This window comes from Enterococcus sp. CR-Ec1, assembly GCF_002850555.1.
Taxonomy (GTDB): domain Bacteria; phylum Bacillota; class Bacilli; order Lactobacillales; family Enterococcaceae; genus Enterococcus_D; species Enterococcus_D entomosocium.
In genome coordinates, this window is sequence record NZ_CP025223.1 from 1,818,453 (window position 1) to 1,843,877 (window position 25,425).

Genomic DNA, 25,425 nt, shown 5'->3' on the forward strand with positions numbered 1-25,425 from the left:
ATTCTTGATAGGAAGACAGTGAATAAATCGGTTGAAAAGCAGTGGATTTTAACGCTTTTTTATGGTAGATCACGCTGCTGAGCAAAATCTGCTTAAGCTGGCTAAATCAATCGTTTGCTTCAAAAATAATCGCGAAGATACAGAGTTCACCTAAACTCGTGCAAAAACTATTCAAGCAACTTTGAATCAGTTCGTCAGGTTTTGATCAAAACCAATGATGCCGGCTGAAACAAGAGAAAGGAAACTGTATGAAGAGTAGAAAAAAGAAGTCATATTTAACATTATTCAGTGCTGGGATTTTAGCAAGCCAACTTTTTGTTTCTCCCGTATTACTGGCGAAAGAAAGCCCTCAGCCTGATAACTATTCAGAAAATACAAATGTCGAACAGCAACTTGATGACCAAGATTCATCGGCAGCAGAAGCCCAAGAGAGTCAAGAAGACGTCAGCAAAGAGCAAACGGAGGGCTCGACCGAGTTATCCTCCGAATCAAATGAGCCGCTTATGGATTCAGAAACAGCAGATACCGTTGTAGAATCTCTTGATTCGTCTGAAGAAGCAGACTCAACGCAAACGACCGAGTCATCGGAAACGACCGAACTAGAGGAATCAGAGTCCGCGGAACCTTCCGAGGAAGAGGAAAAAATAGATGCTGAAACGGACGATCTAGAAGTAGAAACAGAGAACAAGCCAAAAGAGACCGACTTGATTGATGAGTCATTGGCACCAAAAGAAAATGAAATTTCAACTGAGAGCAACGAAAATACTGAAAATGCAAAAAAAGAGGAGCCGAAAACACCTCCGATTATTGCACCTGAGCAAGTAATAAACCCTGTCGTTCAATCACCAGATGCTACTTCTCACTTGAAAAATTCTTTTTATGATGGACGTACCATTGATTTACCAGAGAGTTTTCGGGCAGCAAAGATCGCAGATTCGAATCTGTTAGATTTCACCTTGCCGATATTAGCTGATTATGATGCGCAATGGCAAGCGGCATTCGTCTACGAGATCATCGGGCAAATTGGTGAACTAGAAGAACCATTGACGATGGACGAATGGATCAATGAACGGATCAAAGCGGTTATAAAAGGAGAAGCTAGCTGGATAGAAAAAGAACAGCCGGTTGAACAATTACAACCGGGGGATCTTTTATATGACGCAAATAAGTTAATCGGTATCTACCTCGCAGATGGTTACCAAGCAAGTTTAGTGACAAATCAAGAAGAGCCAACGAAAACTGCCATCGAAGTTCAGCGGGTTTCTATCGAAGAGCCGCTATCGATCAGACGGCTATCAAATCCTGAATTGGCTACATATGGCAAAAAGCTAGTTACTGAATATCCAGCCCCTTACGAATTTACAGTGAATCAAAAGACCCAGACGTTTATTGAAACATTGGCACAAGAAGCCCAAAGCTTAGGGCAAGAATACGATGTCTTTGCTTCTGTATTGATCGCGCAAGCGATCCTTGAAAGCGGCAGTGGCGACAGCGGGCTTTCCAGCAGTCCCCATTATAACCTTTTTGGGATCAAAGGCAGTTATCAAGGAAACAGCGTGACTTTACCAACAATGGAAGATAAAGGCAACGGAGAACTATTCCAAATTCAAGCCGCCTTTCGTTCCTATTCAAGTTATCGAGATTCCATGGCTGATTATGTCAAATTGATTCGCGGAGGAATCACTGGAAATCCAACCTTTTATCAAGACGTGTGGCGCTCTGAATCAAAAAACTATCTTCGGGCAGCAGATGCTTTGACGGGCACTTATGCGACCGATGTTAATTATAGTAAAAAAATCAATTCACTGATTGCAGTCTATGGATTGACGCAATATGACCAAGTGATCGCAACAGAAACAGGCTTGTTTATCCAAGGAAAAGAACAAATTCCAGAAGAGTATCGCTCCCTCATGACATTTCGAGAATACAACGGTCGTGACTACAATCTTTCTGGTTCGTATCCTGTTGGACAATGTACTTGGTATGTGTTCAATCGCGTGAGTCAATTAGGCGGTCAAGTAGATGACTACATGGGAAATGGTGGTCAATGGGGCAATACCGGACGACGTTTAGGTTACAACGTCAGTCAAACGCCTAAAGCAGGCAGTATGATCTCTTTTGCACCTGGAACAGCTGGATCTGATCCTCGTTATGGGCATGTCGCTTTTGTTGAAGCCGTTGGTCCAAATGGTATTTTGGTTTCAGAAGGAAATGTCTATGGTGGAACCACAATCTCTTATCGCGTGATCAGCAATGAATTGGCGCACTCATCAAGTGTTTCATATATTATGCCAAAATAAGGATGGAGGGCTGGCAATATGAGTAAAAGGCATAGACAAATAGGTCTTCCTATCAGCGGTATCTTTTTGATGGTCCTTTTGCTTATTGCGTTTCTTCAGCCGTATCGACTGGCGTTAGTCAGAGGAACGTCCATGCTGCCGACGATCGAGGATCGACAAGTTGTGCTGATCCATAAAAAGCGCCAGCCAAATCGCTATCAGCTGATCGCTTTCGAACAGGAAGGGAAATTTTTGATCAAGAGAGTGATTGGTGTGCCGGGGGATTCCTTCGTTCGTACACAGGAGCGTTTGTTGATTGGGGCGGAGGATACTGACTTTGATTTTTCATTTATGATCACTGTGAAGGATGAAGCCGTTGAGGCGTTGCCGATTCGGGGGTACCTCAAAGAAGATGAGTACTTTGTCGTTGGCGATGCACTGCTCACTTCAAGTGATAGTAGAGAATTTGGAATCATTTCAAGTAAAACCTTTTATGGTGTGGTGACCACGTTCTTCTGACACATCAGCTTCTTGAAAGGAAGTTTGCGATGATTCATTTCTTGCAACATATCAACGAGACTAAGTTTGTATCAAAAGGGATGAATAAAACGAATTTTAGTTTTGATGGAAGGAAGAGACTGTGATTTTTATCTATATTGGGATGATACTGCTTGCCATTGGAGCAGGTAGTATCATCGGTTGGCGATTGTATCGAGAATATTTATTAAGAAAAGTTGAAAAGCAGCTGTCGTCAGATGCTTTAGCCAAAAGGAAACTGCGTTTATTTAAGCACAACCTGCGCAGTGGGCACCTGCTAATTGTATTGGGCTGCAGTAGTGCCATAATCGTAAGTGTCTTGCTACTAACAGTTTTTCAGCTGACAGGCGGCATTCATTTGCAAAGGCTGCAAGAAGAAACCAGTCAATTGAAAGAGGAAGTCTTCGCGCTAAGAACTGAGCAAACGGAATGGATGCGTATGCCGATTTTTGCTTATCCTGAGAACGGCTTTGCTTTTGAAGCGATTGATTGGGAGCATTTACTCGTATCCAATGATCGTGAAGCACAGTTTGCAGCTGAATATGAGTTGGCCTATCAGTTATCACCATATCTAGGCCGCACTGTAGCGATGATTTTTGTTGATCAGCCCTTGCAAGAAATCTCGATTGTTCTATCTAGCAAATTACCATCAATTGATGACCTAAACGGATGGGAAGAAAATTTTTCTCGTCTACTACATGATATGCAGAACGTTCCCTTGATCACCCAAGGAACCTTCTCTGTTCAATTTTCCAAGGATTCTGATCAGTCCTTTGAGCAGACGATCATTCGTGACGAGAATGGAGTTTGGACCCTTTTAGAACGCAGCTTTCCAAACACTGACGCTCAAGAAGTAGCTAATAACGAGGGGAGCGAAAGCATATCCTCTACTCCTCGAACGGATCAAAGTGAAACGATCAATACAAATGAACAAAAAGGCAGTGTGAAAAATTAATGATGAAAAAGAAAAACAAAGGTTTGTTTTCTGTCCAAAAGCTAATGGATGAAGTAAATCAATTATCCATAGAAGAGTTGAATGAATTTGAGGAGACAAATCAAGAAGAGGGAAGCATTGAGGATCAAGGGTTCGCAAAGGCTACGCCTGAAAAAAAAGAGAAAGGAACCAATCGACAAGCGGACAATGAACCCCCTAAAACCCAGAAAGAAACAGCGAAACCTGTCGCACAGACTTTAGCAAAACCGATTTCTCAGCAAAGAGTGTCTGTTGATCAACAGACAGATCAAAGTGTCAAAAAGATAGCAGTGCAGCAAAAATCCTCTGGGAACCGTGATAACCACGCCAAAGATAGTCAACTCGTTGAAGACAAAGGAGAACGTGAGTATAAACCAGACACATAAGCAAGAGTCAGAAGAACAAGAAAAGGATCATATGATTGAAAATTTATCTTTTGAAATTAAAGAATTGATTTTAGAAAATGAGCAACTACAGGAAGAAAAAAAACAGTTAAAAAAACAGCAGAAGGTAGTGGCTCAACAAGAAGCAGAGGCAAAAGAATTAAAAGCTTCGCTAGTAGAAGCGAATAAGAAAGTCAAAGACCTAGAAGAACAGCTTACAAAAGTAGATACAGAAAAACTTGAAGCAAAGATCCAGCAATTAGAAGCTAAGTTAGCTGTTCAGCAAGAAAAAGAGCAAAAAGAGAAACAAAATTACGAAAAGGAACGCGCTGAATGGACGTTGAAGCGGCAAGAAATCCAGCAGTTGCAAGAAGTAATTGCTGATTTGAAACAGCAATTGGCAGAAAAAGAAGAGCTTGCAGCAAAAGTTTCAGCTAGCGAATCAAATGAAGAAGTCGCAGAGCTTCAGGCGAAGATCGAAGCACTAAGGGAAGAAAATGCAACCCTACAAATCGAAAACGAGCAGTTCCAAACAGAAATCAGTGAGGTTTTAGTCTTTGCTAGAAGAAAAGCAAATCGCACGATTCAAGAAGCGAAGATCGAATCTGAACGAATGATCCGTACGACAGAAATGCGAATCGATGGCATTCATGATCGTGCCAAGGAGATTCTTTTTGAAGTGAACGAGACAAAAGAAAATGTGATTCATTTGTTTGACGATCTGCATAATCAAGTTTATCAGCTTTCAGATAAAAAATTGCTTTTTGAAGAGCTTGAAAAGTAAGCTTCTACATTTATATGGTCGTTAGTAAAAAAACAGTAGATCAAAATCTGATCTACTGTTTTTCACTATTCTCAGTTATTCGGAGTTACCATCATTTGGTTCTGGTGGATCCGGCGGTGAGGAAGGATTTTCTTCACTGCTGGAAGGCGTTGTTGAGCCAGGATCCTGACTAGAAGCAGGAGGTGTAACGACCGAAGATGAATCATCCTCATCAGGTGTTGTCACTGGGGGTGTCACTTCGCTTGATGATTCTGTTGTACTTGATGGTGTTGCTTCACTACTTTCTGTAGAAGGTGTCGTCGGTTCAACGTACGAACTACTGCTGGACGAACTTGGTGCTGAATAGCTTGGCTGCGTGTATGTCCCTTCAAGATAAAGCTCTCTTCCGATCCGTGTCAGTCCATCTGGCATTGTCCAGTCCGTGTTTTCTACAGAAGCAGAAACATAGCGCATCAATTCACGATAGACATCTGAAGCCACATGGGTACTGCTATCAGTGATCGGTGTCATTTTGTCGTTGTATCCGGTCCATACCGCCAATGAATAGGAGGGAGTATAGCCGGCAAAAGTAATATCCGGATAAGCACCGTTTGATGTATCCAGTTGTGCTAGCTGGTCATCGGTGTAATTGGAAGTTCCCGTTTTCCCTGCTTGGTATAACCCATCGATTTGCGCATTGGTCCCAGTACCGACAGAAATAACATCTTTCAAAATATCGGTCACCATATAAGCCGTCGTATCATCCATTGCTTCTTGACCATCAACTTTAAAGGATTCTTCATCTTCGGTCCCATCTTGCATGACGATTTTGTTGACGTACTGAGGTTCATAATAGGTTCCACCGTTTGAAAAAGCAGCATAAGCAGCGGCCATTTTCAGGCTGGAGATCCCATATTTTGTGCCATCTAATTTATCCGTATTGCTAGAAATCGCATTAGATTGAGTAATCGTGTGGTATTCGATACCCAACCCGCTAAGAAAGTCGGCGATATTATCCGCGCCAACTTCATCAAACAATTTCACTGCTGGTACATTTCTGGATTCTGCTAAAGCAGTTCGAAGCGTGATATTGCCCATATATTGGCGATCCCAGTTGTACACAGGAATATCGGTTCCTTTATAAGTATAAGGTTCATCTAAAATCATTCTACCGGTAGAGTCTTGTAGAAATTGGAAGGCAGGGCCGTAGTCTGTGATCGGTTTAACGGTCGATCCAAAGTCCCGAGCGACGTTGACAGCCAGGTTGTTTGCTAGAACGTCATCAACGTTGCGGGCACCAATTTGAGCCGTGACTTTGCCCGTATTGACATCAACTAAAGTAGCGGCAACCTGCATCTTATCGTCTGGATAATTAACATAATCATCGCTGTTGACGATGTCATATAACCGTTTTTGCGCATCGATATCGACATTGGTGTAAATATCTAAGCCATCGGTATAAACATCTTTGCCGGTTTTTTCTTTGACTTCTGCGATCACTTCGTTGAAGTAATTATCAAAGTACTTCCACTCTTGGTTTTCTCGCGGGTTTTCTTGCAATCCTTCTTGAATATCTTCGGCAACGGCCGCATCATATTCCGCTTGCGTGATTTTCTCGTTTTCAAGCATTGCGCCTAAAACCACATCTCGACGACTTTTCGCATTATCCGGATGAGCGAAAGGATCAAACGCAGAAGGGGCATTTGGTAAACCCGCAATCAAAGCGGTTTGCGCTAGGTCTAGTTCAGCCAAAGGTTTGCCGTAAAACTTCATAGCAGCTGTTTGCATTCCATAAACCCCGTTGGACATATATACCTTATTAATATAGTAAGTCAAAATTTCCTGCTTTGATTTGGTTTGTTCAAGCCGAACCGCCATCCAAGCTTCTTGTGCTTTTCTTCGTAACGTTTGATCTTCGGCGCTGGTAGAAAAGAAGGACAGCTTGATCAATTGCTGAGTCAACGTACTTCCGCCTTGCATACCGCCGGTTGTGGCATTGGATAATGCAGAACCAACGATTCGGATCGGGTCGACCCCGATATGCTGATAGAACCGACGATCTTCGACAGAGACGATCGCATCTTCCAGCAGTTGGGGAATCTCACTTGCGGTGATTTTTTCTCTCGTTTCACTTCCGAATTCAGTGATCAATTCACCATTGGAGGCATAAAAGCGCGAAGAAACAGTCGAATCCAAACGTGTTTCATCAAGTGCTGGTGCATCTTTGGCGTACCACCAAAACAGCCCCATTCCTGATAAAATCCCGATACAGCCTAAGAAAAATAGGCCCATAAACACTTTTAAAATAATACTCCCAATACTTCGTTTGCCTTTGGCTTTAGGGGGCTTTGGTGCTTTTTTAGCAGTGCCTTTCTTAGAATCATGCCGAGAGGTCCTCGATTGTGATTCATTTGCCATACTCATCATTCTCCTTCATCGTTAAAAATTGATCAACTGCTTTTAAATAGGGAATACGCGGCGCAATAGTGGGGATGATTTCGATCCCATTGGTTTCGATATAGGCCAACGTCATTGATTTTTTTCCAGTTTCCTTTTGCAGGTGCCACTGAGAAACTAAGCACTTGCTATCTAGAAAAAAGCAGCGTTGTAGACTAGAAAACCATAAAAGAACAAAACATAATCCCGCTTGTTCCAAACAGTCTTCCATATGCTTGATTTGGTGTGGATGAAAATTTTTAAAGGGAAATGACGTTTTGTTTTGAGTCTCTTTCGCTTCAAAGTCGATATATTGCCCTTGATAAACCCCATTGTAATCGGTGGTAGAGGCCTCTCGAAAGTAGGCTTCTTTAATTACGGCGGCGCTTCTTCTCGGATAATCTACCTTGACGATTTGAACTGGTGTCGGTTTCTTATGAATGACCGCAAGTTTGCGATTTAAATAATAAAGGTTGCTTTCATTGATCGCTTCTTCAAAACGCATCCCACGATTGGCATACGTTTTTGGCTTTATTAGTTTTTCTTGCATTTTTTGTTTTTTGCCGTCATCATAGGTAGTAGATTGTCCATTCGGGTAACGAATAACCATGTTGTTCACACTCCTAGGCAACATTATACCAAAAAGTCGTTTGGAAAGAAAAGAGATGACCAGAGAAACAATGAAAACCTTATACTTTACTGGCTATCGTAATTATGAATTAGGTGTCTTTCAAGCAAAAGATCCCAAGATTGCAGTTATTAAGAAAGTAATAATGTCGGCATTGACCAATTATGTCGAAGAAGGGCTAGAATGGCTCTTGATCAGCGGGAATCTTGGAGCAGAGCTGTGGTGTGCCGAAGCCATTGAACAATTAAAACAAACATACCCGGAACTGAAACTAGGAATTATTTTTCCTTTTGAAGGGTTTGGTGAAAATTGGAACGAAACGAATCAACAGGCACTGCAAACAGCGAAGTCATTTGCCGATTATGTCAATGCCACCAGCCATAAGCCTTACCAAGACCCCAGTCAATTAAGAAATCACACAGCGTTTTTACTGGAGCATACTGAAGGTGCACTTGTGTTATATGATGACGAATTTCCAGGAAAACCTAATTATTTCTTAAGAGATGCGAAAGCCTATAGTGAGCAAAATCCCTACTTTATTCATCAAATAACAATGGATGATTTACAAAACGCAACATTTGATAGTAATTTACTTTGATTTTCGTATATTTTTTGATAGAATGGTCTAGAAAGTGAAAACCATTTGGAATAAACAATGAGGTGTAAATAATGGCAAATTTAATTTATAGTCCAAAAGATATTCTGCAACAAGAATTCAAAACAAAAATGCGTGGATATGATCCAGTGGAAGTGGACGAGTTTTTAGATAATATCATTAAAGACTACGAAAGCTACAATAAAGAGATCTTAGCCCTGCAAGAAGAAAACGATCGTCTGACAGCGAAAATCGATCAATTGTCGAAAAACCAAGCAATCGCTTCTCGTGTTCAACAAGAAGCACCGAAAAGCCAAACAGTCACAAATTTTGATATTTTAAAACGTTTGTCTAATCTTGAAAAAGAAGTGTTTGGCAAAAAGCTTGATCGTGAATCAGAACCTGTCACTCGTTCTTCTTCATACAACAGCAACTATACAAATGCTGATTTTGAAGACGACAACGAAAAAACCCGTCAATTCTAATGTAGAAAAGATAGTTGTGATTTTCGGGTAATTGCGGCATAACTCGATTATGCTGAGGAAAGTCCATGCTCGCACAAGCTGAGACGCTTGTAGTGTTCGTGCCTAGCGAAACCATAAGCTAGGGTACTTGAGAAAGTAACGGCAGGAAAAATGGCTAAGGTGCAAGCTATGCCAAAGTATCCTTGAAAGTGCCACAGTGACGAAGCAAGCCGGGAAACCGTCTTGGTGGAACGCGGTAAACCCCTCGAGCGAGCAACCCAAACAATGGTAGGGGCACTTTTTGCACGGAAATGAACGGAGCAAGAAGGCAAGTAATTGCAGATAGATAATTACCCAGTGTTTTCTTCTCCCTGAGGAAAATACGGACAAAACATGGCTTATAGAAAATCACAACCTATCAGGGAATCCTTCCAGCAACGGAAGGTTTTTTTATACCAAGAAGGAGAGCGTTATGACTGAAAAAACATTTAATTGTATTGCCACCGCTGCGAGCGGTTTAGAAGCACTAGTGGGCAAAGAATTACGGGATTTAGGGATCGAGTGTGAGGTTGAAAACGGCCGAGCGCGCTTTAAAGGGACAATGGAGACCATTGCTACCGCGAACTTGTGGCTCCGTACAGCCGACCGTATCAAAATCGTCGTTGGGGAATTTGACGTATTGACTTTCGATCAGCTGTTTGAAGAAGTTAAAGCGTTACCGTGGGAAGACTTTTTACCGTTAGACGCTGAATTTCCAGTAGCCGGAAAATCAATCAAATCAAAATTGTATAGTGTACCTGACTGCCAAGCGATTACCAAAAAAGCAATCGTCAATCGCTTAAGAGAAGTATATCATCGTCCGGCAAGTGTGCCGCTGACTGAAACTGGCGCTTTTTTCCAATTAGAAGTCGCTTTATTGAAAGACCATGCGATGATCACATTGGATACGACTGGCCCTAGTTTGTTTAAACGCGGCTATCGTTTAGAAAAAGGGGGCGCACCTCTGAAAGAAAACATGGCTGCGGCTTTAGTGATGCTGACAAATTGGTACAAAGACAAGCCTTTTGTCGATCCCGTTTGTGGATCAGGCACATTGTGTATTGAAGCAGCTTTGATCGGCCATAATATCGCCCCTGGATTTAATCGGGAATTTGTTTGCGAAACGTGGGATTGGTTCCCAGCAGAAGTATTTGAAAAAGTACGGAAAGAAGCAGATGAAGCAGCAGATTATGATGTCGAATTAGATATTACCGGTTCGGATATCAATGGTCGAATGATTGAGATCGCCCGCCGGAATGCGGAAGAAATCGGTCTAGGAGACTCGATCACCTTCAAACAACAAGCTGTTAAAGACTTTAAAACAGAAAAAGAGTATGGTGTCGTTGTGGCTAACCCTCCTTATGGCGAACGCTTAGGAGAAGAAGAGTCTGTTCAGCGACTGTATCAAGAAATGGGCCAAGTGTTTCGACCGCTTAAAACATGGAGTAAATACTTTTTGACCAGTGACTTGACTTTTGAGACCCATTACGGCGAAAAAGCGACAAAAAAACGCAAATTATACAACGGTGCGATTCGTACCGATCTCTTCCAATACTGGGGACAACGTCCGCCACGCAAAAAGGAGTTTGCTTAATGAAAGAACAAGAATTTCTGAAAGAATTAAAAGAAATCGATCTATTACAACAAGCAATGGGGATCTTAGGCTGGGACAATCAAACGGGGATGCCAGAAAAAGCCAGTGATTACCGGGCGGAAGTTGACAGCTATTTATATGGCCTCTATTTTGACAAAAAAATTGGAGAGCCGATCCAAGAAGCAATCAGCTATTTTGGGAAACACCCAGAAGAATTATCAGAAGTTGGGAAAGCGGCTTATCAGCTAGTCAAAGAAGAGTATGAATTGCAAAAAGATGTACCAAATGAGTTGGCGATGGCGGCTTCCGCAGCAACGTCAAAAGCACATACTGCTTGGCTCAAAGCCCGTAAAGAAAAAGATTTTTCTTTATTTAAAGACGCACTTTCTGAAAATATTCGCTTGACGAAAGAATTGATTCCTTATTGGAAGAAGAATGAGCTGACAAACTATGATGTGTTGTTAAACCAATACGAACCAAATATGACGGTTGAGATCTTGGATAATGTTTTCTCACAAGTGAGAGACGGTATCATGGATATTCGTCGTCAATTGGCTGAAAAAGGAACAGCACCAGATACTTCGATCCTGTCACGTAAGATGACCGAAGCGCAGCAACGTAAATTTATCTCAAAAGTGATTGCCGACTTAGGCTATGACTTTTCTCGCGGCCGCTTGGATAATACGGTCCACCCATTTGCTACGGGGATCAATCACAACGATGTGCGTTTGACTACTCGTTGGAGCGAAAACGATTTTTCAATGGGACTATTCGGTGTAATTCATGAAGCCGGACATGGAATGTACGAGCAAAATATTGACGAAAAATACGAAGGAACACCGGTTCATGAAGGAGCGTCTATGGGGATCCACGAATCTCAATCGCTTTTTAATGAAATCATTATCGGCAGTAATCGCAATTTCTGGGCCAAGCAATACCCATTTTTCCAAGAATGTGCGGAAGGCTCGTTTGATGATGTGTCTTTTGACACCTTCTATGATTCTTTGAAGCATTCTAAAGCCAGCTTGATCCGTATTGAAGCTGACAGTTTGACTTACGTAATCCATATCATTATTCGTTACGAGATCGAAAAAATGATCTTTAACGAAACAGTATCGATCGATGAACTGCCGAAAATCTGGAATGACAAATACGAGGAATATTTAGGGATTCGTCCAGAGAATGACCTTGAAGGAATCTTACAAGATGTTCATTGGTCAGGTTCCAGCTTTGGTTACTTCCCATCCTATGCGTTAGGGTATATGTATGCCGCGCAATTACTGCATGCGATGGAAAAAGAAATCAATGTCGATGAAGTGTTGGCTTCAGATGATTATTCACCGATTCGTAAATGGCTGACTGAAAATATCCATCAATATGGGGCATCAAAGAAACCAAATGAATTGATTTTAGATGCAACGGATGAATTATTGAATCCTCAATATCTATTAGACTATTTACGTAAGATCTATTATAGTGTCTATAAAATCAGCGAGACGCAAGATTTCGCTTAAAAGAAACGAGTGAAAAGAAGCTTCGCAAGACGTTGCCGCCCTAACTGTTTCGTGGGGTGCTCGTTTTGTTAAACTTCTTTTCCTTTTGTATCGATAACCACTGAAAAAAGGAAGGCTTGCTGCTTTCGTATCGAAAGAAGGAGAAAGATGAAGGAAGAAAACAATGTTACCGATATTAGCAAAGTAATTGCCTATGCCGAAAGTATTTTGGGGAATGATTACACAGGACATGGGTTTGATCATGTCAAACGGGTGGCGGGCTTAAGTCAAGCTATCATCGATGCCGACGAATTGGCGGTTGATCGTTTTGTCGTACAGGCAGCAGCTTACTTGCATGATACGGTGGATGACAAAGTTGTGGCGGATGTCACAGCGGCTTATGCCGAAGTGCGAGTTTGTTTGACTGCAGCAGGGGCAAGTGAAGCACAAACGAAAGAAATTTTTTCTATTATCGAAAATCTGTCTTTTTCAAAAGAACTTTTGCAAGGCGCACAAGTTGTCTCAGTAGAAGGCCGCGTCGTTCGTGATGCAGATCGTCTCGATGCTTTAGGTGCGATCGGTATTTTACGGACGAGCTATTTTGGTGGCAGTCATCAACACCCGATCCATGTCAGTGACTTAGCCCCAAAGACGTTTCAAAATCATGAGGATTACCGAAAAGGGACGACGGTGATCAATCATTTTTATGAAAAACTATTTTTGCTTCCTGAAAAGATGACCACGGATTATGGCAAAAAAGAAGCTCAGCGACGTGTGGTTTTCATGAAGGATTTTTTAGAAGAATTCTATGCAGAATGGGATGTCTAACTTTGTTTAGAGTTTTTTAAACTGCAATTCGATTATTTCCTTTTTCCTTTATTGTTCTTTATAATAGTAAGTACAAAGGAGGGATGGAAATGTACTACCAACAGGCATTACAACCGAGTGAACTATTGCCAGCGATTTCCAATTCAGGGGAATGCTTTTTTGTCATTCGGGCTGAGCTACCCATCCGGCAATATCAAATCGCAGTCTATCTTTACGACGATCAATTCTTTTTGTTGCAAGATGATCGCTTGTTTGATCAAATCGAACAAATCTCTAGTGAGACATTAGGGGACGAGGAAGAGATTTTACCATTTATCGAAGAAGCGTTGGAAGAAAACCATTATTTATTAGTGGAAAAAGCGTTTATTCGTTTAGATCTATCTACTTTACAAAAGATGACCGATCTTACTAGTTTCGATATCTTGTTTTATGAATTTTTTGATTCATGGGGGGAAGAAGAATGAAACGGACTGAATACGTAACACTCCAAGACAAAACATTGATTGACCTATTCCAGCAGTTAGGAGAGGATGTTTCGAATCTCGAGCTGATCGATGAAGAAAAGAATATCGATGTGGTGGTTGTGTCGAATAGTGACTGGCAATATTTATTGGAACAAGTCAATGATGATGTAAAAGAATCTTTTGCTGATACGTCAGAGACAGACCTGGATGAAGAACTAGCCGACGAATAAACGCTTTTTGTGGTTGATAAACTGTTTTACTACGGGAGTGGTGGTTGGATCTTTTGAAGGGGTTTAGCAATCTAGGCAGCTTACCAAAAAAAATACGAAGCGATCTCATTTCCCATTAAGAGGAACAGGATCATTTCGTATTTCTAGGTAGGTTGCTTTTATTTTGTCCGCAGACGAACGTTTTTGACTTTTAGATAGCCGCGAATCAAGTTGAGAATAAGTAAAAGAATGCCCACAATCAATGGAATCGCTAATAAGTAGGGCGAGTAAAGGTGGGTTTCTTGCACGTGTTCAAGAGAAGTTTTCTCCACTTCATTGATGGCTTGTTGAATGACTTGTAAACTAAATCCAGTCAGAAAACCAGCAATGATGAATAGGGCAAATCCTAAGTAGGGTATATCGGAAGACCGGCGAAAAAGAGCAAAAGCTACATATAAAACCAAAAGGAATGCCGGTACGCCAAAGGCAAAATAGGGATTTAACATGGTTTTTTAACCTCCTTTTCTTTTATGATACTCCAAAATTTACGTTTTGGGAAATAGCGTGTAAGATAAAAAGAAAACGTGAAGGAGTTCTTTATGTCCGCTTATATTACCCCAATAAAGGTTGCTCTGCTGGTTTTTCCATTTCTAGCATTGGCGATATCAATGATTTTTTTTGTTATCCAATATCGAAAATACGGTCGTTTTATCTTTTCTCGTGCACTGGTTCTTTATTCGTTTGTCTTCTATTTATTATGCGCCTATTTTTTAGTTATTTTGCCATTGCCCTCGATTGAAGAGGTAGCTCATATGACTGGTCCTAAGATGGAATTGCAGCTAGGAGCATCCTGGCACCATTTTGTCCAACAGACGGTCTTAAATATCCACGACCCGCAAACCTATCTTCCTGCCATGAAGCAGGGGGTCTTTCTCGAACCACTCTTTAATTTATTGTTGACCTTGCCTTTCGGCGTTTACTTACGTTATTACTTCAAGTGTTCTTTTCTGAAAACGCTGGCGATTACGTTTTGTCTGACGTTGTTTTTTGAATTGACTCAGCTGACAGGACTTTATTTTATTTATCCCCGTCCTTATCGCTTATTTGATGTTAATGATCTCTTTGTCAATACACTAGGAGGATTGTTGGGGTGGAGCATTGCCCCGCTATTTACGTTCTTATTGCCATCAAGAGAAGAGATGGATGCCGATTCATACGCCAAAGGTACTCGGGTAACCGTAACACGAAGGATATTTGCTTGGTTGATCGATTGGGGAATACTGAATGTGGTCAGTTTCATTGTGGTGCTCGCTGTTCGTTTGCTTACTCAACAGACGGTAAGGGACTTTAGTGGGGACTATTGGTACTTTGCTCTTGAAGTATTACTGTACTTTGTGTTGTTTGCTTATCTTGCCAAAGGACAAACGATTGGAAAAAAACTCGTACGAATCAAAATCATGCAAGAAGCCCGTCAGAGGGTCAGCTTGGCTGCGTTATTGAAACGTTATGGTTTGTTTTATCTGATTTATGCCAGCATCAGTCGGGTCAACATCTTTTTTGCACCGTTTCTTGATTCGGATAATACGCTGCTTCTGGTCGTCAGTTTATTGATGGTGGTCATTTTTGGCTTGATCCAGTTTGGCTTTTACATGAATCTCTTTTGGGCTGCAATAAAAAAAGAAAGCCGCTTTTTCTATGAACGCCGCAGTGCAACGTATACAATTAGCACGATTGATCCAAAACCCGTGACAAAAGAAAGTTAGGAAATCAAGGCAACATATGCTATAATCCAAAGGATGCTAAAAGAAAGAAGGTGTTTGAATGTCTTTTGAGTCATTTAAATTTCAACCATTTATTTATGAAGCACTTGCTGATAAAAAGTTCTCTAATCCAACAGAAGTGCAAGAAAAATTGATACCTGTTATCCAAAAAGGCCGTAGTGTTGTTGGACAATCTCAGACTGGGAGTGGTAAGACCCATACATTTTTACTGCCATTGATGGATAAAATTGATGCCGAAAAAGATGAAGTGCAAGTCGTGATTACTGCACCGAGTCGTGAATTAGCCACACAAATTTATCAAGCCGCAAAACAGATCGGCGGGTTTCATGATCCGGAGATTCGTGTGTCAAATTTTGTTGGAGGAACGGATAAACAGCGCCAATTGAGCCGTCTGCAAAATCAACAGCCCCATGTCGTGATTGGGACACCTGGTCGTATCTTGGATATGATCAACGAACAAGCCTTAGGGGTTCACACTGCCAATGTATTTGTCGTGGATGAAGCAGACATGACCTTGGATATGGGCTTTTTGGAAGAAGTCGATCAAATTGCGGGGCGTTTGCCTGAGAAACTACAAATGCTGGTTTTCTCCGCAACGATTCCAGAGAAATTGCGCCCATTCTTGAAAAAATACATGGCCAATCCATTGATCGAAGAAATCAAATCGAAAGCAGTCATCTCTGATACGATCGAGAATTGGTTGATTTCTACCAAAGGGAAAAATACCAATAAATTGATCTATCAATTATTGACTACAGGCCATCCCTATCTTGCCATCGTTTTTGCCAACACGAAGAGCCGTGTGGATGAAATTACGGATTACTTAAAGGAACAAGGCTTAAAAGTAGCGAAGATCCACGGCGACATCAGTCCTCGTGAAAGAAAACGGATCATGCGCCAAGTGCAAAATTTGGACTACCAATATGTTGTCGCAACAGATTTAGCTGCGCGAGGAATTGATATTGAAGGGGTTTCTCATGTCATCAATGCCGAGATTCCAGCTGATTTGGATTTCTTTATCCACCGTGTTGGTCGGACCGGTCGAAATCAAATGGATGGGACCGCGATCACTTTATATGATCCAAGCGATGAAGGGGCAATCCAAGCCATCGAAGATCTAGGGGTTGTTTTCCAACCGAAGGAAATCAAAAATGGCGAGATCGTTGCGACTTACGATCGGAATCGTCGGCAAAAGCGGGAAAAATCTCGTGACGAATTAGACCCAACCTTGATTGGCTTAGTCAAGAAAAAGAAGAAAAAAATCAAGCCTGGCTACAAGAAAAAAATTCAATGGGCCGTTGATAAGAAGAACAAAGAAAAACGGAAGATCGAACGTCGTCAAACGACTCGAACCGCCCGCAAAAACAAGAAAAATTCGAATAGCTAATGCTTACCAAAACAGCAGTCAAGGAAGAGAACTACTCTTCCTTGACTGCTGTTTTTAATTGTTTAGTCATTTCTACACACAATACGCCATCTTCAGCATAGGGTTCAGATGTTTTTTGATACCCACAGGATTCATAAAACGCACAAGCGTCGATCTCTGCGGATAACACTGATTGGAGGGCACCCTCTTGGACACCACGCATTTCGAGGTAATGCAATAATTTGGTGCCGTATCCTTGGTGCCGAAAGGCCTTAGCTACGCAAAAGCGATCAGGTTGCAGAGTGTTCGGTGTAGAGAATTGATAGCGAATGGTAGCGATCGGTGTGTTTCCATCAAGCCAAAGAAAGTATGGACAGGTTTGGTCTTTTTCATCAAATTCCCATTCTGCCGGAATGTGCTGTTCTTCTACAAAAACGGCTTGCCGCAAGGCGAAAACCGCTTGTAGCATCCACGGACTGCGTCCAAAATAAAGCATCAGTCGTTTTCCTCCTTTTTCGTGGTATACTCGTTATATAGTAATTGTAGCAGATGAGAGGAGAAATGACGTGGATTTTTTTGAGGCGTTACAATGGTCAAATTGGAAGACACTGTCCTTTGAAATCAAAGAACAGCTGATCCAGCAAATTTTAATGTATTTTGTCAGTCCTTTAAAGGAGATCACCGATGTCCATTTTAGTCAGTTGACGTATGCAGGATTGAAATGTGCTACCTTTGAATTAACGATCGATGGCGAAGACTTTGTCTTTATACCAGGGAATTCTGAGGCGATCTTAGGTTGGGATCTCGGTGTGCAAGGATTACCGGCTACTTGCTGGAGTAAAAATTGGCAGTCACCACCCAATGAGATCATTCGCCAACTGGAAACAATCTATGAGTTAGAAACCAGCCAGGATTGGGGGATTTTTGTCAATGAGTCGACGAGCCCTTTGCGTAAAGCTGTGATTGATCCCATGCTAGTCCAAAAAAGTTCTCTGCCTGCTGGCGCAAGGTATATCGGGCAGTTAAATACGATCACTGGGGAGTTTCACGGGTTAGTCGATCAATTCAGTGTTTTCGAAAAAGAGCTAAAGGCACAATTCACAGCACCAGCGTCCTTTGAGGAAAGCTTGCGTTGGGAATTACCCGCTTTTTATCACGAAGAGAATCGCTATTTTGCTGCACTAGAGCCGTTATCGGAAACCTATCAGTTATTTACCCACGAATCCGTCAGTCAAACAGAATTGAAACAGCAGTTAGATAAACAAGGCTTTCAGCTGCTTTCAGAGGATCAATGGGAATATGTCTGCGGTGCTGCTACTCGGCGACTTTTTCGCTGGGGCAATGAAAAGTCTTGCGACGATGGTGTCTCTTTGCCAACCGCTGAATTGCTTGAACCGAATTTATTTGGCTGCACCTATGGGCTTGCGGATGCGTGGGAGCTGACAGATGGCTTGTCTTTAAAAATGGAGAACTGGCAAATTTGTGGGCATCCCTTATTCGATGCATTGCCTTATGCCAGTTATTACCGTTCACGGAAAATGCTACAGCCAGATCAAAAGCTTTCTCCGCAGAGCTATCGTTACCGCAAAGCGATTCTGATCAATAAAGACCGGATTTGAGGATTGACTTTTTCGACACATTTCCTTATACTTTGAATGACGAAGGATATGGTCGGTTTGATGATTCATTACAGAAAGTTTTTCACTGCTGAGAGAAAAACATGAATTCAGACGGATTGCTCCCTTTGGTGCTCAACTGCAGCAGAAATGTTGCCGTCCACTCCGCGTTAACGAGTCTAAGAGGTAATGAGTCACATCATTGCAAGCAAGGTGGTACCGCGTATCGACGTCCTTGCTCTGCAATGGTGTTTTTTTATCGTCAAAACGACTCTACAGGCATAAGAGCGCCTTACCAGCAATTTTGTCAGCCCCTGTATCTTAAGCGAACACAGAAGAAAGTAGGAGAATAACGTGAAACAATTATCCAGTGCAGAAGTACGCCAAATGTTTTTGGACTTCTTTCAATCAAAAGGTCATTCAATTGAACCAAGTGCGTCCCTTGTCCCAGTCAACGATCCAACCCTATTATGGATCAATTCAGGGGTGGCAACGCTAAAAAAATATTTTGACGGCAGTGTTGTTCCTGAAAACCCAAGAATGACCAATGCGCAAAAATCAATTCGGACCAACGACATCGAAAACGTTGGGAAAACAGCAAGACACCATACGATGTTTGAAATGCTAGGAAACTTTTCGATCGGCGATTATTTCAAAAATGAAGCGATTCATTGGGCATGGGAGTTTTTGACTTCCCCAGAATGGATGGCTTTTGATCCAGAAAAGTTATATGTCACGGTTTATCCAAAAGACACAGAAGCAAAACGGATCTGGGCAGAAGAAGTCGGCTTGACACCAGAGCATATCGTTGAGATTGAAGACAACTTTTGGGACATTGGTGCAGGACCATGTGGACCGGATTCGGAGATTTTCTATGACCGTGGCCCTGAGTTTAATGACGTAGCGGAAGATGATCCCGAAAACTATCCTGGTGGCGAAAACGAGCGCTATTTGGAAATCTGGAATCTGGTCTTTTCAGAATTCAATCATCAACCAGATGGCTCCTATGAACCACTACCACATAAAAACATTGATACGGGGATGGGGCTGGAACGAATGGTTTCCATCGTTCAAAATGCACCAACCAATTTTGAAACAGACTTGTTTCTGCCGATCATCAATGCAGTGGCAGATTTAAGCGGTCGTGTGAACTACGGCGACAGCAAAACGACAGATATCTCCTTTAAAGTGATTGCAGACCATATCCGCGCGCTTTCTTTTGCGATCGGCGATGGGGCACTTCCTTCAAATGAAGGCCGTGGCTATGTTTTACGTCGTTTATTACGTCGTGCAGTCATGCATGGGAAAAAATTAGGGATCGATGCTGCCTTCTTATACAAATTAGTACCGATCGTTGGCGAGATCATGGAAAGCTACTATCCTGAAGTACTAGAGCAGCAAGAATTTATTGAAAAAGTGATCCGCAACGAGGAAGAACGTTTCCATGAAACCATCAATGAAGGGTTAGATATTTTAAATCAAGTGATCGCCCAAGTAAAAGCAGACAACCAAGATACGTTAGCTGGTCAAGATATTTTCAAATTGTATGATACTTACGGCTTCCCAGTTGAATTGACAGAAGAAGTGGCGGAAGACGAAGGGTTGAAAGTGGACCATCAAGGATTTGAACAAGAAATGGATGCACAACGTGCCCGCGCTCGTGCGGCTCGACAAACAGAGCTTTCAATGGGCGTACAATCCGCTTTATTGACGGATATCAAAGTAGACAGCCGTTTCGTTGGCTATGATTCACTTGAAGCTAACAGTGAATTATTAGTGATCATCCAAGACGAAGCATTACACGATTCTGTTTCGACAGGTGAAGCAAAACTGATTTTTGCTGAAACACCATTTTACGCAGAAATGGGTGGACAAGTTGCGGATACAGGCACGATCGTAGCAGAAGATGGTACGATCGTAGCGGAAGTGACGGATGTCAAAAAAGCACCGAACGGTCAGTTCTTGCATACTGCTACAGTCAAAGCGCCACTACAAGAAGGCGTGAACTATTTCTTACAAGTGGATCAGCATCGTCGCAATAAGATCATCAAAAATCATACGGCGACTCACTTATTGCATAAAGCGTTAAAAGAAGTATTAGGTAGCCATGCGAACCAAGCAGGTTCATTAGTTGCTCCAGGACATTTGCGCTTTGACTTTAGTCATTTCGGGCAAGTGACCAGCGAAGAACTGAGCCAAATGGAACAAATCGTCAACCAAAAAATTTGGGAAGCCCTCCCTGTTGTGACAATCGAAACGGATATCGATACCGCAAAAGGCATGGGAGCGATGGCACTCTTTGGTGAAAAATATGGGCATGACGTTCGCGTCGTCAATGTTGCCGATTGGTCGATCGAATTATGTGGGGGAACCCATGTGGCAAATACGGAGGATATCGGTATTTTCAAAATCGTTTCTGAATCAGGGATCGGTGCTGGTGTTCGTCGGATCGAAGCCGTGACTAGTCAAGAGGCCTATACGTTATTGCATGAAGAAGAAACGCAATTAAAAGCAATCGCAGGAATCGTTAAATCTGCCCAATTAAAAGAAGTCGTTGCCAAAACAGAACAACTGCAAGCGCAGCTACGTGAATTGCAAAAAGAAAACGAAGCTCTTGCCAGCAAGTTAGCAAATCAGCAAGCAGGGGATGTTTTCAAAGATGTCAAAGAAGTAAATGGTCTGCGTCTAATCACAGCGAAAGTGACTGTTAAGGACATGAACCAATTACGTCAACTAGCCGATCAATGGAAACAAAAAGACCATTCTGATATTTTAGTGTTAGCTACCGCGAATGATGGCAAAGTGAATCTTTTAGCTGCTATGAACAAAGTAGCCAATGAAAAAGGATTGAAAGCGGGCGATTTGATCAAAGAGATCGCACCTAAAGTTGGTGGCGGCGGTGGCGGCCGTCCTGATATGGCACAAGCCGGCGGGAAGAATCCTGAAGGAATCACAGCAGCACTTGAGACCGCAGCAGCGTGGTTAGCTGCCAAGTAAGCACACTATGGTTGAATCTGTACCCGCAAGTTCCTTTCCTTCTAAGAAGATAGGTGAAAGAGGAGCGCAGGTCTTTAGCACAGTCCTTTTTTGAACGAAGATGACGGAGGGGGAGACCCTTCCGTTATCTTTTTCCTTTTTTCCTACGTGTTATCTGAAAATGCGTTTGATAATTGAAGGGAATTCGCTTTTTTTTCGAAAAAACGATACGAATAGTTGTTTAATTGAATTCCTTCGGGGTAAAATAAGAAAGATGGTTTTTTGAGAGGGTGATGATTTGCTAAACTTTTTTTTAAATCGTAGCAAAAAAAATGGTGTCTACGAACGTACAGCCATCGGGAAGTTAGCAGGTAGCCTCGGGTTGCTTTCCAACCTCCTATTATTTGCCGGAAAATTTATCATTGGCTTATCTGCACAATCTGTTTCGATTATGGCCGATGCCATCAACAGTCTTTCAGATACAGCCTCGTCTATTTTAACATTGATCGGTTTTCGGATCTCGGCGAAACCAGCCGACAGTGAACATCCATATGGACATGAGCGATTTGAAGCCATCAGTGGGTTTGTGGTATCTTTGATCATCACGTTTGTTGGCGGTCAATTTCTCATCAGCTCTGTGCAACGCATCATGGAACCGACGAGTATCCGTCTTTCACCACTATTGTTTATCGTTTTGTTTTTATCGATTTTGATCAAAATCTGGCAGGGAGCGATGTACCGCAAACTGGCGAACCTGATTGGCTCTCAAACACTTAAAGCCAGTGGGCAAGACAGTCTCAACGATGTGTATACAACGGGTGCGGTTTTGTTTTCAGCGACGATCGAGTGGTTGACTGGCCTACGTATCGATGGCTTTGTCGGCTGTCTGATTGCCTTGTATATTTTGATTAGCGGAATCAAAATGATTCGTTCCTTTATCAACGAATTATTAGGGGCACGCCCAACGCAAGAAGAAGTAGCTGCCATGGAGCAGCGCTTGGATCACTATCCGACGATTCTCGGTTACCATGATTTACTGGTTCATAATTATGGACCGAAAAATCGCTTTGCCAGTGTGCATATCGAAGTGGATGAAACGTGGTCTTTACGAGAAGCGCATGAGGTGATTGATGCTATTGAACAAGATTTTCGCCAATCTTTAAAGGTCGACCTTGTCTGTCATCTTGATCCAGTACCAATTCAAGATCAGCAGTATCGGTATTTAAAAAAAGAAGTGTCAAAGATCATTCGCTTCGTTGATCCGCAGTTACGGATGCATGATTTTCAGGTCAAAGGAGATCTGTTGGCGTTTGATTTAGTGATTCCCGCAAAATCGGCGTATAGTGATCAAGAAATCGAAGAAATGCTGAAACAAAAAATCAAAGAAACACTAGGGGACTATGAATTGAAGCTTGCTTTCGATCATAGTTACCTATTATAGGGTTACAGGATATAGGAGGAAACTATGATAAAAATGGATATGAGCATGATTTCCACGGTATTATTGGCACTTTTGTTTATTAATACGATTGCTGCCTTTATTACTGTTTTTCGGAAACCACGCTCGATTGCAAGTGTCTTTGCTTGGATGATGACGTTGGTATTCATCCCCGGCATCGGGTTTTTGTTGTACTTGTTTTGTGGTCGGGGGATCGACGGAGAAATTATTTATAAATTTAGTGAGCACCACCAAAGTAGGATCAATGAGTTGAATCAAATCATCAAAGTGCACAATTATTCTTTTCCTGAACATCCTTACTCAGATGACAATCATCTATTAGAGCGCTATTTTAAGAACCTTGATGAATCGCCCTTGACTAAAGGAAACAAAGTAGAATTTTATACAGATGGAAAAGAAAAATTTGCAGCATTGTTTGAAGACATGAAGCAAGCAGAAGATAATCTGCATGTGGAATATTATTCGTTTTTTAATGATGAGATCGGTGGCCAATTTCTGTCTATCTTGATCGATAAAGCCCGTGAAGGTGTTGAAGTGCGTTTGGTCTATGATCCATGGGGGTCACCGAAAGCCAATCGGAAATTCTTTCAACCGTTGATTGATGCCGGTGGAAAAGTCGTGCCTTTCATCACTTCGAAGAACCTGATCCGTAACACACGATTGAACTATCATCTACATCGAAAAATCGTTGTGATCGATGGTCAAATTGGGTGGACTGGCGGCTTTAATGTCGGCGATCAATATTTAGGGAAAAAGGCCAAATTTGGCTATTGGCGAGACACCCATGCAAGAATCGTAGGTACTGCCAGTTTTACACTACAAGAGATTTTTATTCGTGACTGGAACGCATCTGTAAAAAAAGAAGAGGATCAACTGGAATACGAGGATCGCTACTTTATTCTACCGCCGAAAGAGCTCTCTGGAAATGTTGATTTGCAGATTGTCGCTGATGGTCCTGAAAGTGAGACCCAAATTCTCAAAGGCGGTTTTGTAAAAATGATCTTAGCTGCCAAAGAATCGATTTGGATCCAAACGCCTTATTTGATTCCTGATGACAGTATGATGAACGCATTGGAAATTGCCATCCACTCAGGTGTAGACGTCCGAATCATGATCCCATGTATGCCTGACCACCCATTCATTTACCGGGCAACACAGCATTATGCCAATTATTTGCATCGTCGTGGTGCAAAAATCTACATCTATAACAATGGTTTCCTCCATGCGAAGACGGTCATGATGGATGATACCATTAGTTCCTTTGGGACGACAAATCAAGACATTCGGAGTTATGCCTTGAATTTTGAAGTCAATGCTTTTGCCTACGATCACGATGTCACGCAAACGTTGAAAGGCTTCTTTGAAGAGGATATGGCGCAATCAACATTACTGACGGATGAAATTTTAGCTAAGCAGTCTTACTGGTTGCGCTTCAAACAAAACTTCTCTCGGTTATTGTCTCCGATCCTTTAATTTCAAAGCCTTTGCTAATCCTTGGCGTGCCAAATGGTCGGCACCTTTGTTTTGGCTCTCAGGGATCCATTGGATGATCGCTAAAGGGAACTGTTTCAACAAGCATTGAATTTCCGTTAAATAATCAGAAAAAGCAGGGTTTTTGGTATAATTCTTGTCGATAGTCTGCGCAACGACTTTGCTGTCGGTATAGAGCATAATCGTCTGTTCCTGTAACCCTTTGTCAATCAGCAGCTGCAACGCGTTTACCATCACAGCGAACTCTGCTTGGTGGTTGGTTGAATCAGGTAGCGGAAACGCAATTTGCTCATGCAGATCAGTACCGACAATGACGATTCCACCGCCACTAGGGCCGGGGTTGCCTTTCGTGGAAGCATCAAGATAAACTTTTAACATTGTCTCACCCTTTTTTGATATGATAAAGATAGTATACTAGAAATTTTATGTTGTGAGGAACTTTTATGAAGCGTAAATTGTATTGGCAACCGGAAGCTGCTACAGCGATCATTTATTGGTCGTTTACTATGATGATATTATTTATCAGTTTGATTCTTTCGTTGGAAAATACCAGACCTTATTGGAAAAGCAACCTCGTTTTAGCCGTCTTTTTCTTTTTTGTATGGTTAGGTATTCACCGAAGCATGCTCATCAGAAATGATTTGCTCCTTATTCGCTATGCCCGCTTATGGAAGAAACGCCTTATTTCTTTACCTGAGATAGAAAAATGGCAAATTAAAAACCGTTTAATCAGCATTACCGATCATCAAAAAACGTATACCTTCACGTTGCGTAAAAAAGATGTGGCATGGTTAGAAACTTTTTTTCAAGAAAAAATCCCTGAAAAAAGGGTGCAGGTCGAAACCAACGAGTAATTCATAGGAATCTAGAAAACAGCGATCACTCCTTTTGGCGGTACAGCCTTAGGAAGGACGTTGTTTTTTGTTTACATAGAGGATTCGGCAAACTTCTTGTAAAAGTGTGGAAAATCTCTCTTTCTTTCTGAATAAAATCAAGTATAATAAGAGCATAGCAAACAAAATACATTTTAAAGTGCTAAATAGTTCGTGAA

At 41.9% G+C, this 25,425-nt stretch carries 24 protein-coding genes and 1 other RNA gene; 20 read left to right on the forward strand and 5 right to left on the reverse strand.

Annotated elements, in window-relative coordinates:
• Window positions 1-248: 248 nt before the first annotated feature.
• The 5 genes from CXM95_RS08735 to CXM95_RS08750 all read left to right on the forward strand — a co-directional run bounded on the left by CXM95_RS08735 (window position 249) and on the right by CXM95_RS08750 (window position 4,956).
• A complete protein-coding gene (locus CXM95_RS08735) occupies window positions 249-2,300 on the forward strand; it encodes a glucosaminidase domain-containing protein (protein WP_086299455.1) in 2,052 nt (683 codons plus the stop codon).
• An 18-nt stretch (window positions 2,301-2,318) separates the two neighbouring features.
• On the forward strand, window positions 2,319-2,798 hold the full coding sequence (lepB, locus tag CXM95_RS08740; RefSeq protein WP_015509748.1) for a signal peptidase I: 480 nt from the start codon (window positions 2,319-2,321) through the stop codon (window positions 2,796-2,798).
• Between the two features lie 121 nt (window positions 2,799-2,919).
• Entirely contained in the window at window positions 2,920-3,771 is an 852-nt protein-coding gene (locus tag CXM95_RS08745) for a hypothetical protein (RefSeq protein ID WP_233499118.1), read from the forward strand.
• A 2-nt stretch (window positions 3,772-3,773) separates the two neighbouring features.
• Complete coding sequence (locus CXM95_RS18975) at window positions 3,774-4,175, forward strand: hypothetical protein (protein ID WP_233499119.1); 402 nt, start codon at window positions 3,774-3,776, stop codon at window positions 4,173-4,175.
• Window positions 4,153-4,956, forward strand: coding sequence for a hypothetical protein (locus tag CXM95_RS08750; RefSeq protein ID WP_233499120.1), 804 nt, complete (start codon window positions 4,153-4,155; stop codon window positions 4,954-4,956). The genes CXM95_RS18975 and CXM95_RS08750 overlap by 23 nt, the downstream gene beginning before the upstream one ends.
• Before the next feature lie 75 nt (window positions 4,957-5,031).
• Here CXM95_RS08750 and CXM95_RS08755 read toward each other — a convergent pair whose 3' ends face one another.
• Together CXM95_RS08755 and recU are read right to left on the reverse strand one after the other, a co-directional pair.
• Window positions 5,032-7,353 (reverse strand): PBP1A family penicillin-binding protein, encoded by a 2,322-nt coding sequence (locus CXM95_RS08755; protein WP_034872636.1) that lies wholly within the window; start codon window positions 7,351-7,353, stop codon window positions 5,032-5,034.
• Window positions 7,343-7,981: a Holliday junction resolvase RecU gene (gene recU / locus CXM95_RS08760; RefSeq protein WP_008379833.1), complete on the reverse strand. Its 639-nt coding sequence runs from the start codon at window positions 7,979-7,981 to the stop codon at window positions 7,343-7,345. Before recU ends, CXM95_RS08755 begins: the two co-directional genes overlap by 11 nt.
• Before the next feature lie 70 nt (window positions 7,982-8,051).
• Between recU and CXM95_RS08765 the strand changes: the two genes are divergently transcribed.
• The 8 genes from CXM95_RS08765 to CXM95_RS08800 all read left to right on the forward strand — a co-directional run bounded on the left by CXM95_RS08765 (window position 8,052) and on the right by CXM95_RS08800 (window position 13,706).
• Window positions 8,052-8,597, forward strand: coding sequence for a DUF1273 domain-containing protein (locus tag CXM95_RS08765; protein ID WP_008379834.1), 546 nt, complete (start codon window positions 8,052-8,054; stop codon window positions 8,595-8,597).
• A gap of 71 nt (window positions 8,598-8,668) precedes the next feature.
• Complete coding sequence (gpsB, locus tag CXM95_RS08770; RefSeq protein WP_005226142.1) at window positions 8,669-9,079, forward strand: cell division regulator GpsB; 411 nt, start codon at window positions 8,669-8,671, stop codon at window positions 9,077-9,079.
• Window positions 9,080-9,098: 19 nt separating this feature from the next.
• Window positions 9,099-9,464: RNase P RNA component class B (rnpB, locus tag CXM95_RS08775), an RNA gene on the forward strand.
• A gap of 66 nt (window positions 9,465-9,530) precedes the next feature.
• Window positions 9,531-10,691 carry a THUMP domain-containing class I SAM-dependent RNA methyltransferase gene (locus CXM95_RS08780; RefSeq protein WP_086299454.1) on the forward strand — a complete coding sequence of 387 codons (1,161 nt, stop codon included), beginning with the start codon at window positions 9,531-9,533 and terminating at the stop codon, window positions 10,689-10,691.
• Window positions 10,691-12,205 carry a carboxypeptidase M32 gene (locus CXM95_RS08785; protein WP_086299453.1) on the forward strand — a complete coding sequence of 505 codons (1,515 nt, stop codon included), beginning with the start codon at window positions 10,691-10,693 and terminating at the stop codon, window positions 12,203-12,205. Before CXM95_RS08780 ends, CXM95_RS08785 begins: the two co-directional genes overlap by 1 nt.
• Before the next feature lie 147 nt (window positions 12,206-12,352).
• Window positions 12,353-13,012, forward strand: a complete 660-nt coding sequence (locus CXM95_RS08790) for an HD domain-containing protein (RefSeq protein WP_101699040.1) — start codon at window positions 12,353-12,355, stop codon at window positions 13,010-13,012.
• Between the two features lie 83 nt (window positions 13,013-13,095).
• A complete protein-coding gene (locus tag CXM95_RS08795) occupies window positions 13,096-13,476 on the forward strand; it encodes a hypothetical protein (RefSeq protein WP_005236023.1) in 381 nt (126 codons plus the stop codon).
• Complete coding sequence (locus CXM95_RS08800; protein ID WP_005236021.1) at window positions 13,473-13,706, forward strand: hypothetical protein; 234 nt, start codon at window positions 13,473-13,475, stop codon at window positions 13,704-13,706. Before CXM95_RS08795 ends, CXM95_RS08800 begins: the two co-directional genes overlap by 4 nt.
• Before the next feature lie 158 nt (window positions 13,707-13,864).
• Here the strand turns inward: CXM95_RS08800 and CXM95_RS08805 are convergent, their stop codons facing one another.
• The gene (locus tag CXM95_RS08805) at window positions 13,865-14,191 is read right to left on the reverse strand and encodes a hypothetical protein (protein ID WP_005236019.1); all 327 of its coding nucleotides are present in this window, start codon (window positions 14,189-14,191) and stop codon (window positions 13,865-13,867) included.
• A 93-nt stretch (window positions 14,192-14,284) separates the two neighbouring features.
• On the opposite strand from CXM95_RS08805, the gene CXM95_RS08810 reads away from it, so the two are divergent.
• Both CXM95_RS08810 and CXM95_RS08815 read left to right on the forward strand, forming a co-directional pair.
• Window positions 14,285-15,448, forward strand: coding sequence for a VanZ family protein (locus CXM95_RS08810; protein WP_086299451.1), 1,164 nt, complete (start codon window positions 14,285-14,287; stop codon window positions 15,446-15,448).
• Window positions 15,449-15,506: 58 nt separating this feature from the next.
• A complete protein-coding gene (locus CXM95_RS08815; protein WP_005236016.1) occupies window positions 15,507-16,853 on the forward strand; it encodes a DEAD/DEAH box helicase in 1,347 nt (448 codons plus the stop codon).
• A gap of 31 nt (window positions 16,854-16,884) precedes the next feature.
• Here CXM95_RS08815 and CXM95_RS08820 read toward each other — a convergent pair whose 3' ends face one another.
• Complete coding sequence (locus tag CXM95_RS08820) at window positions 16,885-17,328, reverse strand: GNAT family N-acetyltransferase (protein ID WP_008379848.1); 444 nt, start codon at window positions 17,326-17,328, stop codon at window positions 16,885-16,887.
• Window positions 17,329-17,398: 70 nt separating this feature from the next.
• Between CXM95_RS08820 and CXM95_RS08825 the strand changes: the two genes are divergently transcribed.
• The 4 genes from CXM95_RS08825 to cls all read left to right on the forward strand — a co-directional run bounded on the left by CXM95_RS08825 (window position 17,399) and on the right by cls (window position 24,356).
• Entirely contained in the window at window positions 17,399-18,451 is a 1,053-nt protein-coding gene (locus CXM95_RS08825) for a DUF7278 family profilin-like fold-containing protein (protein ID WP_005236012.1), read from the forward strand.
• Window positions 18,452-18,802: 351 nt separating this feature from the next.
• On the forward strand, window positions 18,803-21,445 hold the full coding sequence (gene alaS / locus CXM95_RS08830) for an alanine--tRNA ligase (RefSeq protein WP_005236010.1): 2,643 nt from the start codon (window positions 18,803-18,805) through the stop codon (window positions 21,443-21,445).
• Window positions 21,446-21,722: 277 nt separating this feature from the next.
• Window positions 21,723-22,865 (forward strand): cation diffusion facilitator family transporter, encoded by a 1,143-nt coding sequence (locus CXM95_RS08835; protein WP_101699041.1) that lies wholly within the window; start codon window positions 21,723-21,725, stop codon window positions 22,863-22,865.
• Window positions 22,866-22,889: 24 nt separating this feature from the next.
• Window positions 22,890-24,356 carry a cardiolipin synthase gene (gene cls, locus CXM95_RS08840; RefSeq protein ID WP_008379854.1) on the forward strand — a complete coding sequence of 489 codons (1,467 nt, stop codon included), beginning with the start codon at window positions 22,890-22,892 and terminating at the stop codon, window positions 24,354-24,356.
• Here cls and CXM95_RS08845 read toward each other — a convergent pair.
• The gene (locus CXM95_RS08845) at window positions 24,336-24,752 is read right to left on the reverse strand and encodes a ribonuclease HI family protein (protein WP_005236004.1); all 417 of its coding nucleotides are present in this window, start codon (window positions 24,750-24,752) and stop codon (window positions 24,336-24,338) included. The two genes, cls and CXM95_RS08845, sit on opposite strands and share 21 nt — an antisense overlap.
• Window positions 24,753-24,817: 65 nt before the next feature.
• Here CXM95_RS08845 and CXM95_RS08850 point away from each other — a divergent pair, with 65 nt between their 5' ends.
• Window positions 24,818-25,228 carry an EbsA family protein gene (locus tag CXM95_RS08850; RefSeq protein WP_008379857.1) on the forward strand — a complete coding sequence of 137 codons (411 nt, stop codon included), beginning with the start codon at window positions 24,818-24,820 and terminating at the stop codon, window positions 25,226-25,228.
• Window positions 25,229-25,425: the final 197 nt, after the last annotated feature.